Origin of the sequence: Nocardia nova, assembly GCF_002933465.1 — a bacterium.
Classification (GTDB): domain Bacteria; phylum Actinomycetota; class Actinomycetes; order Mycobacteriales; family Mycobacteriaceae; genus Nocardia; species Nocardia nova_B.
Map to the genome: position 1 here is coordinate 22,468 of NZ_PSZE01000030.1, position 12,819 is coordinate 35,286.

At 68.7% G+C, this 12,819-nt stretch carries 13 protein-coding genes; 3 read left to right on the forward strand and 10 right to left on the reverse strand.

Annotation, left to right across the window (positions count from 1 at the left end):
- Window positions 1–165: 165 nt before the first annotated feature.
- Window positions 166–1,635 (forward strand): glutamate synthase subunit beta, encoded by a 1,470-nt coding sequence (locus C5E41_RS27065; RefSeq protein WP_104378566.1) that lies wholly within the window; start codon window positions 166–168, stop codon window positions 1,633–1,635.
- A gap of 362 nt (window positions 1,636–1,997) precedes the next feature.
- A complete protein-coding gene (locus C5E41_RS27070) occupies window positions 1,998–2,921 on the forward strand; it encodes a cutinase family protein (protein ID WP_104378567.1) in 924 nt (307 codons plus the stop codon).
- 401 nt (window positions 2,922–3,322) lie between these two features.
- Here the strand turns inward: C5E41_RS27070 and C5E41_RS27075 are convergent, their stop codons facing one another.
- The 3 genes from C5E41_RS27075 to lysX form a co-directional block, all read right to left on the reverse strand.
- A complete protein-coding gene (locus C5E41_RS27075) occupies window positions 3,323–3,580 on the reverse strand; it encodes a hypothetical protein (protein ID WP_258081284.1) in 258 nt (85 codons plus the stop codon).
- 151 nt (window positions 3,581–3,731) lie between these two features.
- Window positions 3,732–4,376 carry a histidine phosphatase family protein gene (locus tag C5E41_RS27080; protein WP_104378568.1) on the reverse strand — a complete coding sequence of 215 codons (645 nt, stop codon included), beginning with the start codon at window positions 4,374–4,376 and terminating at the stop codon, window positions 3,732–3,734.
- 70 nt (window positions 4,377–4,446) lie between these two features.
- Window positions 4,447–7,782 (reverse strand): bifunctional lysylphosphatidylglycerol synthetase/lysine--tRNA ligase LysX, encoded by a 3,336-nt coding sequence (lysX, locus tag C5E41_RS27085; protein WP_258081285.1) that lies wholly within the window; start codon window positions 7,780–7,782, stop codon window positions 4,447–4,449.
- A 156-nt stretch (window positions 7,783–7,938) separates the two neighbouring features.
- On the opposite strand from lysX, the gene C5E41_RS27090 reads away from it, so the two are divergent.
- Complete coding sequence (locus C5E41_RS27090) at window positions 7,939–8,160, forward strand: RNA-binding S4 domain-containing protein (protein ID WP_030516732.1); 222 nt, start codon at window positions 7,939–7,941, stop codon at window positions 8,158–8,160.
- Window positions 8,161–8,203: 43 nt separating this feature from the next.
- Here the strand turns inward: C5E41_RS27090 and rraA are convergent, their stop codons facing one another.
- The 7 genes from rraA to C5E41_RS27125 all read right to left on the reverse strand — a co-directional run bounded on the left by rraA (window position 8,204) and on the right by C5E41_RS27125 (window position 12,803).
- Entirely contained in the window at window positions 8,204–8,689 is a 486-nt protein-coding gene (gene rraA / locus C5E41_RS27095; protein WP_104378570.1) for a ribonuclease E activity regulator RraA, read from the reverse strand.
- A 71-nt stretch (window positions 8,690–8,760) separates the two neighbouring features.
- Window positions 8,761–9,219, reverse strand: a complete 459-nt coding sequence (locus C5E41_RS27100; RefSeq protein WP_104378571.1) for an SRPBCC family protein — start codon at window positions 9,217–9,219, stop codon at window positions 8,761–8,763.
- A gap of 89 nt (window positions 9,220–9,308) precedes the next feature.
- A complete protein-coding gene (locus tag C5E41_RS27105; RefSeq protein ID WP_104378572.1) occupies window positions 9,309–10,250 on the reverse strand; it encodes a CopD family protein in 942 nt (313 codons plus the stop codon).
- Window positions 10,247–10,804, reverse strand: coding sequence for a copper resistance CopC family protein (locus C5E41_RS27110; protein ID WP_181063449.1), 558 nt, complete (start codon window positions 10,802–10,804; stop codon window positions 10,247–10,249). The genes C5E41_RS27105 and C5E41_RS27110 overlap by 4 nt, the downstream gene beginning before the upstream one ends.
- Window positions 10,801–11,466 carry a YcnI family copper-binding membrane protein gene (locus tag C5E41_RS27115; protein ID WP_104378574.1) on the reverse strand — a complete coding sequence of 222 codons (666 nt, stop codon included), beginning with the start codon at window positions 11,464–11,466 and terminating at the stop codon, window positions 10,801–10,803. Before C5E41_RS27115 ends, C5E41_RS27110 begins: the two co-directional genes overlap by 4 nt.
- A gap of 75 nt (window positions 11,467–11,541) precedes the next feature.
- The gene (locus tag C5E41_RS27120; protein WP_104378575.1) at window positions 11,542–12,147 is read right to left on the reverse strand and encodes a hypothetical protein; all 606 of its coding nucleotides are present in this window, start codon (window positions 12,145–12,147) and stop codon (window positions 11,542–11,544) included.
- Window positions 12,148–12,161: 14 nt separating this feature from the next.
- Window positions 12,162–12,803, reverse strand: coding sequence for a DUF6474 family protein (locus C5E41_RS27125; RefSeq protein ID WP_104378576.1), 642 nt, complete (start codon window positions 12,801–12,803; stop codon window positions 12,162–12,164).
- Between the last annotated feature and the right edge of the window lie 16 nt (window positions 12,804–12,819).

The window sequence follows — 12,819 nt, forward strand, 5'->3', positions numbered from 1 at the left end:
CGGTCCTGAGAGGCGAAACGCCCGGCGACCACATGAATAAGGCGAGACGCGTGCGGGACGCACGGACGGTCCTGAGAGGCGAAACGCCCGGCGACCACATGAATAAGGCGAGACGCGTGCGGGACGCACGGACGGTCCTGAGAGGCGAAAATACGGAGGCCGCACGTGGGTGATCCACAGGGATTTCTGAAGCACACCAGCCGCGAACTGCCGACTCGGCGTCCGGTACCCCTGCGCCTGATGGACTGGAAAGAGGTCTACGAGGAGAACTACTCTCACCAGACCCTGCAGACCCAGGCCAGCCGCTGCATGGACTGCGGCATCCCGTTCTGCCACAACGGCTGCCCGCTGGGGAACCTGATTCCCGAGTGGAACGACCTGGTCTACCGGGATCGCTGGCGCGAGGGCATCGACCGTCTGCACGCGACCAACAACTTCCCGGAATTCACCGGGCGGCTGTGCCCGGCGCCGTGTGAGGCGTCGTGTGTCCTCGGTATCAACCAGGACCCGGTCACCATCAAGCAGGTCGAGGTCGAACTCATCGAGAACGCCTTCGACGAGGGCTGGGTGCAGCCGGTCTATCCGACCCGCCTGACCGGCAAGAAGGTCGCGGTCGTGGGTTCGGGTCCGGCCGGTCTGGCCGCGGCCCAGCAGCTGACCCGCGCCGGCCACACCGTCACGGTGTTCGAGCGTGACGACCGCATCGGTGGCCTGCTGCGCTACGGCATTCCGGAATTCAAGATGGAGAAGCGCTTCATCGACCGCCGCCTGGCGCAGATGGAGGCCGAGGGCACCGTCTTCAAGGCGGGCGTGAATGTCGGTGTCGACATCACCGCCGAGCAGCTGCGCGAGCAGTTCGACGCGGTGGTGCTCGCGGGTGGTTCCACCATCGCGCGGGACCTGCCGATTCCGGGTCGCGATCTGGACGGCATCCACCAGGCGATGGAATTCCTGCCGCTGGCCAACCGGGTTCAGCTGGGCGATCCGGTCGCCGACGAGGAGGGCCTGCCGCGGATCCACGCGAAGGGCAAGAAGGTCGTCATCATCGGTGGCGGTGACACCGGCGCCGACTGCCTGGGCACCTCGCACCGCCAAGGCGCGGCCAGCGTCCACCAGTTCGAGATCATGCCGAAGCCGCCGGCCGAGCGGGCCGAGTCGACCCCGTGGCCGACCTACCCGCTGATGTTCCGGGTCTCCTCGGCGCACGAAGAGGGCGGCGAGCGCGTCTTCTCGGTGAACACCGAGCGGTTCATCGGTGCGGACGGCAAGGTCACCGGCCTGCAGGCGCACGAGGTCCGTAACGTCAACGGCCGCTTCGAGAAGGTCGAGGGCACCGACTTCACCTTGGAGGCCGATCTGGTCCTGCTGGCGATGGGCTTCGTCGGCCCGCAGAAGCCGGGTCTGCTCGAGGATCTCGGCGTGGGCTACGACCAGCGTGGCAACGTCAAGCGCGGTAAGGATTTTCAGACCACCGTTCCCGGCGTCTTCGTCGCCGGCGATATGGGGCGTGGTCAGTCGCTGATCGTGTGGGCCATCGCCGAGGGCCGCGCCGCCGCGTCGGCGGTGGACAAGTACCTCGAGGGCGAGACCGCGCTGCCGGCGCCGATCGCTCCGACGGCGGTCGCCCAGCGCTGAGTCCCGGCCGGGAACGGCGCGAGCCGGCTGTCGAACAATCAAAATACGAGGCGTCCACGGGCTTTCGTGCCCGTGGACGCCTGTTTCTTCGCCCTGTACTGCGGAAACGTGTACCCGCGTCTCAAACATCGGAAATCGGACGGGATTTCGAGCTCGGATGGCAGTTCCTCGGTGCCGCCGTTATCCTGAGCACCGGTATGTCGTAAGTGCTCTTGGTCCGCGTCCGAACTCGTGTACGAGGTCCCGGACGCGGGCGGTTTTTGCTTCGCCGGGATTTAACCGCGCGGCAATGTGGCGGCGGCATCATCAGCGGCGAATACATATGGGGAGCCCCGGCGAGGGCTGGCTTGAACTGGAGCAGCATGCGGTTGAAGAAGGTTGTCGCGGCCGCCGGGGCGGCAGTCGCGGTACTGGCTGGTATGGCAGTGTCGGGTACCGCGATCGGAAGCGGTTCCGCGAGTGCGGATCCCGGTTGCCCGAGCCTGTACGTCGTCGCGATTCCGGGCACCTGGGAGACCGGTGATCACAAGCCCGACCACATGGTCGGCCCCGGCATGCTGTCGGGTGTGACGCGCGGTCTGCCGAGTTCGGCGGACGTCGACTACGTCAGCTACGCCGCGACCGCCTTCCCGTGGGAGGGCGATGTCTACGGCGCCTCCAAGAAGGAAGCGACCGACAACGCGCGCGGCCTCATCCAGGCGATGGCGGCCCGCTGCGCCGGTACGCACTACGCGATCGTCGGCTACAGCCAGGGTGCGGATGCCGCGGGCGATCTGGCCGCCGAGATCGGCACGGGCCTGGGCGTCGTTCCGCCGGACCGCGTTTCGGGTGTCGGCCTGATCTCCGATCCGCGTCGTTCGCCCACGGACGTCCAGGTCGGCCCGGTGGTCGGCGGCGCCGGCGCCGGTGGCCCGCGCGTGGGTGGATTCGGCTTCCTCAGCGACCGCGTCCGCACCATCTGCGCGGCCGGCGACCTGTACTGTTCCACCGAGGACACCGACTACGTCACCCGCTTCGCCGGGTTCCTGGCGCAGGCCTCCGGTGCGAGCGCGGCCAACCTGTGGCGCTACCAGCTCGAGGCGGGGTCGATCATCGGCGACCTGATGGCGCACGGCGGTGTCGCGGCCCTGCAGTCGCAGCTCACCGACGACGCCAACCAGCAGCGGGTGGAACAGCTCGAGCACTTCTACCAGTCCGGCACGCACACCTCCTACGGCAGTTATTCGGTGGGCGGCGGCCAGACCGCGATCTCCTGGATGCACAACTGGATCGCCGGAATGGCATGAGCCGGTGAGTCGCCCGTGAAGGCCACCTCGCATCGAGCGGGGTGGCCTTCAGCGTTCCGGGGATCAGCCGGCGGAGCCGGGTCGGCGGGAGCTGGGGCAGCTGCGGGCCGGCAGCCGGCTGGTTCTCCGGTCCGCGGTGGTCTGCAAGGTTTCGGCCTTTCGTCTGCGAAATATGGAGCCGCGCTGTGGGATTCGGACCGGGCGGCCCGGCGGCTCACGAGTACATCGAAACGCCCTCGGCTGGGACGGCGATGTTCGCGAACTGTGAATGAACTTCGAAGCGACCGGACACTGTGGCGCGGATCCCGTTCACGACCGGTGAATCGGTGTCCCACACAGCGAACGAGGGCCGCTCCCGGAAGGGAGCGGCCCTCGTATGTTCGTCGGCTGTGCGGCTCCGCTCAGCCGAACGAGCCGGTGGGCGGGGGTCCGGGCAGGAAACCGCCGGGACCGGGCTGCCACGGGCCGTTGTCGTGATCGTGGTGATGACGCCACCCGTCGTGGTCGTGATCGTGGTCGTGCCAGTCGATCTGCGTGGCGGACGGGGTGTCGGCGAAAGCGGGAACCGCGACCGTGGCGACGGGGGCGGCCGCGATCGCGCCGGCGACGGCGACGCGGGCGATCAGCCGGCGGCGCGAGGAACTCGTGGAGGAGAGCAACGGACTACCTTTCTCGGAACACGGGCCGTCGGGCGGGGCCCGTGGTCATCCATGGAACGACTCGTTGCTGTGACCGGCAGGCATTCAGGGCTGGCAATCGGCTGTGAATTTCCGCGACCGGCACAGTCTTCGGATTCGCCCGCCGCTCTGCTCAGATCGCGTCGCTGCCCGCAGCGGGACGATTGCGCGGCAGCAGATCCCACACGTGGCTGTTCTCGTTGATCGTCGCGGCGGTGCGATAACCGCTACGAGAGAACAGGATCCGGGTGATCGAGCAGTAATCGATCGGAAAGGTCAGGGGGCGTTCGAGTCCGAGAATGTCCTGGAGCAGCACATTCACCACTCCGCCGTGGGCGAAGGCGACGACCGTATCGGCGGGTTCGGCGGCGGCGACGAGTTGCGAGACCGTGCCCAGCACCCGCGCCACGAATGCGGGCCCGTCGATCTGTTCTGGGAGGTGTCCGGCCTTGATCCGATCGTAGGTCGCGCGGAAATCCCGCTTGGCATCTTCGATCGGGATGTAGGCGGGTAGGTCGCGGTCGTATTCGGCCAGACCGTCGAGCACCTCGACCGGCATTCCCAACTTCTCGGCAGTCGGCGCGGCGGTGTCGCGGGCCCGCCGCTGCGGACTGCTCACCACCCGTGTGATGCGATGCTCGCCCCCGGCGAACCGGGCGATCACGGCCGGCACCCGCCGAGCCTGCTCGACACCCAGTTCGGTGAGTTCGGGATCGGCGGGACCGGAGGTGGTCAGCACCCGGCCGGGCTGGGCGTGACGCACGAGAACAAGCTGCACGGATCTACTGTGCCGGACACGGGTTCCGGGTTCGCGAACGGGTGCGCGCGCCCCGGCGCCAGCGGTGCGGTCAGCGTCCCTCGCCCTGTCCGGTGCGCGGTTTGACCAGCGGGAACGGCAGGGTTTCGCGGATACTGCGGCCGGTGATGAGCATCACCACGCGGTCCACACCCACACCCAGACCGCCGGTCGGCGGCATCGCGAATTCCAGTGCCTCGAGGAAGTCCTCGTCCAATTCCATGGCCTCCGGATCGCCGCCCGCGGCCAGCAGCGACTGTTCGGTCAGGCGGCGGCGCTGTTCGATCGGATTGGTCAATTCGCTGTAGGCGGTACCCAGTTCGACACCCCAGGCCACCAGATCCCAGCGTTCGGCGACACCGTCGATGCGGCGATGCGCGCGCGTCAGCGGTGAGACGGAGGTCGGGAAGTCGATGTAGAAGGTCGGCTCCTGAGTCCGGCCCTCGACGAGGTGCTCGTACATCTCGAGCACGATCTGCCCGGCGTCCCAGCCCGGCTGATACGGCACCTCGACCTTGTCGCACAGCAGCCGCAGCCGATCCACCGGGGTATCGGGGGTGACGGTCTCGCCGACGGCCTCGGAGATGGCGCCGTGCACGGTGCGCACCGGCCAGTCGCCGGAGATGTCGACCTCGGTCAGCGTTCCGTCCGCACCCGGCCGCAGGGCGACGCAGGCGCCGTTGGCCGCGATCGCCGCATTCTGGATCAGCTGGCGGCACGCGTGCATCATCCGCTCGTAATCACTGTGCGCCTCATAGGCTTCCAGAATCGTGAATTCCGGATTGTGGCTGTAGTCCACGCCCTCGTTGCGGAACACCCGGCCCAGTTCGAAGACCTTCTCCATCCCGCCCACGCACAGCCGCTTGAGGTACAGCTCCGGTGCGATGCGCAGGTACAGGTCCAGATCGTAGGCATTGATGTGGGTGCGGAAGGGCGCGGCGTTGGCGCCGCCGTGCACCTGCTGCAGTACCGGCGTCTCGACCTCCAGGAAACCCCAGCCGTTCAACGTATCTCGCAGCGACCGCACCACGGCGCTGCGTTTGGCCAGTACCTCGCGCGCCTCGACGTTGATCGTCATATCGACGTAGCGCTGGCGCACCCGCGCCTCGGGGTCGGCGAGTCCGCGCCACTTGTCCGGCAGCGGGTGCAGGCACTTGCCGATCATCCGCCAGTCCTGGGCGAGCAGCGACAGTTCGCCCCGGCGGCTCGCGCCGATCTGGCCGCTCACCTCGATCAGATCGCCCAGATCGAAGTACTCGCCGAACGAACTCGAGCGGCGCTCGCCGACCCGGCCGCGGTCGATGAGGATCTGGATGTCACCGGACCAGTCACGCAGCGTCGCGAAGGTGACGCCGCCGTGGTCGCGGATCCGCAACAGCCGCCCGCATACTCGCACCGTGGTGCCCTTGGGGGAGCGGCGGGCATCGGCGATCGAATGGGTCGGGGCGTAGGCCACCGGATAGGCGTCGATATCGGCCGATTCGAGTCGGCGCACCTTGTCCATCCGCACCCGCACCTGTTCGGGGCGGCGGGCGGCGGCCTGTTCGAGGGCCGAGGGCGGCGCCTCGGGCGGGCTGCCGTCGGCGTGCAGCCCGGTGATGGCGGGTGGCACGGCGGAATGAAGGCCGGTGTGGGTCGAGGCATCCGGCTGCTTGCCGAAGCGCGGCAGGAAGCCCTCGGCCAGTGCGCTGGCGAGCACGACCCGCGGCAACTGGCGGCCTTCCTCGAAGATGAAGAACCGCGGTACCCACTGCGGCTGATATTTCACATTCGACCGGTACAGCGCCTCGAGTTGCCACCAGCGGCTGAAGAACATCAGCACACTGCGCCACAGCCGCAGCACCGGGCCGGCGCCGATCCGGCTGCCCTCCTCGAAGACCGAGCGGAACACCGCGAAGTTCAGCGAGACCCGGGTGATCCCGTACTGTTCCGAGGTCAGCGCCAGCTGGGAGATCATGAATTCCATGATTCCGTTGGGGCCCTTGGCGTCTCGTCGCATCACGTCGAGCGAGACACCGCTGCGGCCCCAGGGCACCAGCGACAGCATGCCCCATACCCGGCCGTCGCGATCGAGCGCCTCCACCAGCAGGCTGTCGCCGTCGAGCCGGTCACCGAGCCGGCCCAGCGCCATCGAGAAGCCGCGTTCGGTTTCGGTATCGCGCCAGGAATCGGCGCGGGCGATCATCTGCGCCATCTCGTCCGGCGACAGTTCGCTGTGGCGGCGGACGCGGATGGTGAAGCCCTGTTTGTGCAGGCGGTTGGCGGCCTGGCGCACCTGCTTCATCTCGGGCCCGGCCAGCGAGAACGAACGGGTGTCGAGGATCGCCTCGTCGCCCAGGCGCAGCGCGGACAGGCCGGCCCGGCGGTAGGCGGTGGCGCCGAGTTCACCGGCGCCCATCACCGCCGGGGCCCAGCCGTATTCGTCGGCCAATCGCAACCAGGCATCGATGGCCTGCGGCCACGCCTCCCGCACACCGATCGGATCACCGGAGGCCAGGCATACGCCGAGTTCGACGCGATAGGTGATCGCCGCCTTACCACTGGGCGCGAACACCACGGCCTTGTCACGACGAGTCGCGAAGTAGCCCAGCGAATCCTCGACATCGGAACGGGCGAGCAGGCCGCGCACCGCGGATTCGTCCAGCCCGGTCATGGCGTTGGAGGCGCGTTGCGACCGGAACAGCACCAGCGCGGCGGCCAGCAGTGCGACGGCACCGAACAGGCCGAGCAGCAGATTCACCACATGCGGCGGGTGGCCGTCGAAGTTGTTGTCGGCCACCAGAATTGTGGCGGTGACCCGCGAGATCGCCCACAGCGGGCGCTGCGCACCGCGCGGCAGGCTGCCGGGGAACAACTCCACCAGCCCCCACCCGAGCAGACTGCTGATCACCAGCCCGCTGACCAGGACCCCGAGCGCCTTCCACACCGCGCCCCGCCGCACCCGGGTGTAGAACTCCGGCCAGGCCGCGATCATCAGGCCGATCACCGTGAGGTGGACGAACAGCGCGGCGAGCGCGTGCGGATCCTGCTCCTCGGCGAAATCCAGTCCGTTGGCGAGCGCGAACAGCGCCATGTACCCGACCACCAGCCACCAGGCGATGCGTTTACGGGAGGCCGTCGCGCCCGCGAGCAGACCGACGATCACCGCCCACATCAGGTTCGTGTCGGGCGCGTCGAAATAGTAGGCGTCGAGGTAGTGCCGTGGGACCGAGGTGATGTAGCGCAGGCCGGGCGAAATACTCCACAGCGCACACAGAACCGAGAACACGCCGAGCACGAGGCCGACCAGATGGGGGACTTCGCTCAGCCGACCGTGGGCGCGATGCGGAACCGGTGACGAAGGTGATCTGCGGTCGCGCGAGTGGAGCTGGTCTTGCGTGGAAGTCACCGCACCAGTGTGCGGGCTGGGGCCGCTCGAGGGGAGAAGGCCACCGGGCGAGTCCTGCTCGTGCACGGTCATATTCGATCCTTTCGCCGGACCCCGGTGCCGACCGCAACGGGGGCGGCGTGCGGCCCGCCGAGCGCGGCGGTAAAGATGTAACCCATGTCGGATCCAGTCGATGTGCCGATCGAAGACGAAGTCATTCGACTCGGGCAATTCCTGAAGCTGGCCAATCTCATCGACAGCGGGTCGGAGGCCAAGACCGTGATCGCCGCCGGCCTCGTGCGTGTCAACGACGAGGTGGAACTACGGCGGGGCCGCCAGCTCCATGCCGGAGACGTGGTCGCACTCGCCGGCCACCGAGTGCGGGTGGCAGGCGGATAGTTCAGCAGGCGCACGGCCGGCCGGCCCGGCGGCGATCGGCGATTCATTCCGCGCGGACGACGACCCCGTCGTGATCGCTGTAGAGCATCTCGCCCGGAACGAAGGTGACGCCGCCGAATTCGACCGGCACATCGCGTTCGCCGGATCCGGTCTGCGTGCTCTTGCGCGGATTGGTGCCCAGCGCCTTGATACCGATGGGCAGGGTGCGCAGAATCGCCGAATCGCGGACGCCGCCGTTGATCACGACGCCGGACCAGCCGTTGTCGACTCCGCGGCCGGCTATCACGTCACCGACGAGGGCGGTGTGGATGCTCGCGCCGCCGTCCACGACCAGCACACGTCCTTCACCGGGTTCGCTGAGAGTCTGCTTGACCAACAGATTGTCCTGGAAGCAGCGAATGGTGACGATGCGCCCGCTGAACACCGGATTGCCGCCGAACTGCGTGAATTGCGTATCGCAGCTACGAATCTCCGGGCCGATCTCATCGGCGAGGTCGGCGGTTGCCACTAGGTTTGCTGAATCGGTCACCAAATAAGCTTGCCATGCGGGCGGCGATCGAATCCTGAGACCTTCGCCGCGTGACGCGGGGCCCGGCCGGTTCAGCTGTCGAGGGTGCGCTGATACTCCGCGATCTTGGTCGTCAGATTGTGGGCGGTGTGTTTGACCGACAGTTTGACGAACGGCTCGATGGTCTTGCCCAGCACCTTGCCCGCGAGTCCGCCCGGCACCCGGTATTCGATGATGGCGTCCACCGTGCAGTCGCGGTCGCCGCGGGGGTGGAACAGGAAGGTCGATTCGATCTCGAATCCCGTCACGGCCTTCACCGCGATCGCGACGTTCTTCTCCCAGCGCACGATCTGCAGCCGGGAGGTCAGCGAGGCGGGGCCCAGTTTGATCTCGGTGTCGAACGTCGCGCCCAGCCCGGCCACCTGATCGGTGATCGGGCGGAAGGAATGGACCTCGGTGACGAATTCCGGCAGATGGCGATAGTCGTTGACATAGTCGAACGCGGTCTCGGCCGGCGCGGCGCAATCGGCCACGATCTTCACTGCGGTCATGCAGTAACAGTAACGTGTTGCAGTCCGGCCCGGACCGGATGTAATTGCTATCACTCCAGTTCGGAGGCCTGTCCGGCCCGGGCTCGGACTCAGGCGGTCACCGCCAGCGTCGCCGCCAAACCGAACACCGCCGCCATCGCCACGACCTCGATCAAGGCCCGGCGCAGCGAGGAGTCCGCACTCATCCGGTGGTCGGTGGCCACCGGAACCCAGCTGCGCCGCCACCACCAGCCGAGGCCGAGCAGTGCGACGGCCATGACCGTCTTCGCGAGCAGGATGCGGCCGTACCCGGTATCGACCAGGGCGGCCGGACCGCCGAGCCGGACCAGCCCGTTCACCACGCCGGTCACCGTCACCGCGGCCACCGCGGGCAGCGCCCAGCCGGAATAACGCGGCAGGATCACCGCCCATTCACCGCGGGTGCGCACGACCAGCGCCAGCGCCAGCAGCAGACCGAACCAGACGGCGGCGGCGAGAGCGTGGACCGCGGCCAGTACCGAGCCCAGCGTCTGCTGCGACATATGGCCGGTGATCGGGCGCAGCACCAGCGTCACCGCGGCGAAGACCAGCACCAGGTCGGTGGTCGCGCGGTCCGGTCGCCGAAACGCCAGCGTGCTGTAGCAAGCGACCGCCGCGGTGCCGATCAGCACGGCGATGCCGATCTGGCCCCCGCTGACATGCGCGAGGTAGTCACCGAAATCACCGGCGCGCAACCGGGTCAGCGGTACCCCGACCACCTCCGCGGCCTCGGCGGCCAGCAGCACGAATTCCGCGACCGCCCAGAGGCCGCCGAAGACGGCCAGCAGCCGCCACGCGGGCCGCAGCCGGTCGTGCAGGCGTGGCAGCGCGGCCAGGCCGACAACCGTCGCGCCCAGCCCGTCGGCCAGGGTGCGCACCGGCGCCTCGGCCTGGACCGGATCGGGTGCGGCGAGCGCCCATCCGGCGGCGGCACCGACGAGGGCGGCCGGGACGACCAGCAGCAGTGCGTAACGCAGTGCGGTCGATCTGCTGCCGGCCGTCCCCGGCCTCATGGTTTGCCGCCGCTGCCCGGCCGTCGGGAGCGACCGCCGAACAGCGCGAAGGCCAGTCCACCGCCGAACAGCACGACCGCGGCCACAATGAACACCCACAGCGGTACGCCCCCGGAATCGCCGCCGCCGCCGGAGTTGCCGCTCTTGGCGTCGGCCTTGGGCCCCGGTGTCCCGTGGCCGGGCGTGGTCAGCTCGAAACTGCGGGTGCCGCTGATCGGATGGCCGTCGGCGGAGGTGACCCGGTACGCCATCGTGTAGGTGCCGGCCGGGCCGAGGTCACCGACCTCGACGCTGACGGTCGGGCCGTCCACCACCGGCTTCCCTTTCGACCACAGATTCCCGTCCGGGCCGACGACGGTCAGCGACGGGAAACTCGGCTGCAGATTCTCGTTGAAGGTGATACTCACTCGCGCCGGACCGGTCTCGACTTTCGCGCCGTCGGCGGGGTCGGTGGATACCACCGTCGAATGCGCGGCGGCCGGGCCCGCGACCGTGATCGTCAGTCCGCCCAGCGCCAGCGCGCCGACCAGGGCGAACAGGATGCGGCGCATCATGCGCGCCGGCTCCGGATCAGGCTGCCGAGTCCGAGCGCGGCACCGAGGGCGCCGAGAACCAGTCCGATACCACCCAGCCAGCGCGCGGTGTTGTCGGAGTCGGACTCGTCGCCGGCGGACTTGTCGCCGGTAGCGCTCGACATGCCGGCGTGATCGTCGTCGGATCCGGCGGCGGCCAGCGTGATGCTCGGAGCGGGATGCTCGGGTTCGTCGCCGCCGGCGGGCATGGGCTCGTTCCAGTTGACGACCTTGCCGTCGCTGTAGGTCTGAGTGGCCGGGAAGTTGATCTTGTCCTGCTTGGGCAGGGGTCCGACCGAGACGGCGAAGCGCTGGAACTGCTCGGGGGTGATGCCGGGAGTGCCCGGGTTGGCGGTCCAGGTCACGGAGGTGAACTGGTTCTTGTCGTTCTTCTCGGTTTTGGGGGTCCAGCCCGGAACGGGTTCGGTGCGGGCCGCGGACAGTTGCGGCAGCGCGACGGTCAGCTTGGTGGTGGACGCCGTCGCCGATTCGGTCGGCACGCGGAAGGTGATGACGGCGTAACCGCCCTGGGCCGCGCCGGGCGCGTCGGCGGTGACGTGCGCGGCCGCGGTGCCGGAGGCCAGCAGGGCGAGACCGGCGGCGGCGCCCGTGGCGAGCAGGGCGCGCGACAGTGAGATGGACATGCGTGAACTCACAATGGGTGACTTTCTCGGTACTCGGCGAAATGCCTGAGGAATTGCCTGTGATGGAGGATCGGTTCAGGCGAGTACCGGGGGTGCGCGGGAGCCGAGGGCGCCGGCGCGCCATTGCTGCCACGGTTGCCGTGCGGAGGTCCGCCACCGGGGCGTGGCGAGATCGACCGGCGGTCGCGGGCGGGTGGTGACGGCCCGGACCGATCGGGAGACAGCGGCATACAGCCGTTCCACGGCCACGATCAGCACCGCACACACCACGGTGGCGAGCGTGTGCGCCAGTGTCATCCAGCTGCTCGGGAAGACCGAGATCAGGCCGGAAAGGCCGCTCCCGCACGATGTTTCACCGGGTCGATGGGTGGGCAACAGGCTCAGCGTGATATGCGAAACCGCCTGCCCGCCACCGAGTGCCGCCAGGACGCCGGTCCGGCCACGTGCACCGCCGGTGGACGGCAGCATCGACGCGAAGGTTCCGGTGGCCGCCGCGCTCAGCAGCAGCAGCGCCAGCGTCGCCGAGCCGGGATAGCCGCCGTCGGCCCATCCGTGCGCGGCCACCGCGAGGACCACCACCGCCCCACCGACCAGCCCGCCCCGCAGCCCATCGATGCCCGGCCGCCGGACCGCTCGCCGGGAAGGCGGGGATCCGGTCGCGGGCCGGGCACGATGCAGCATGGCGAAACGGTCGGTCAGTGCACGCCGAGGCGCGCGAGGATATCGGCTTCGACGCCGGACAGTTCGTGCGAAATGGAGTTGTGCACCGCACGCCGGCGCGGCGTGGGCATCTGCTCGGCGGTGCGCACGGCAGCGGACAGGCTGGCGAGCCGGTCGCGGGTGGCGGCCACGAACTTCTGCGTCTCGCCGCTCTTGTCACCGGAGTTCTCGATACCGGCCAGGGTCGATTCGACACCGGTGATGCGGGCCTGCAGACGGGCGCCGTGGCCGGTGAAGTCGCCCAGTTCGCCGATGCCGATACCCAGCCGATGGGCGCGGCGGGTGTCGATCTGACCGCGGATGAAAGTGGCGGCCCGGTAGGCCAGCGGCGCCAGCACCGGCACCAGCACGCGCGCCACGCCCAGATACTTCTTCACCTGACTCGCGGTGAGCAGTTCGCGGTCGGCGCGTTCGGCGGTCTTGAGGGCTGCCTTCTCCTCTGCCTTCAAGGTCGCGATCTGAGCCTTCGCCACCTCGCGCTGGGTGCGGAGTTCGGCGCGCTGGCGTTTGCGTTCGTTGCGGGCGCCGAGCTTGGCCTCCATCGCGGCCTTGTGCTTGAGGGCTTTCGCCTCGGCTTTGCGGTCCGCACGCCGCTTGCGCTTGGTGAACAACCCCATCGAAAGCCCTCCGTCA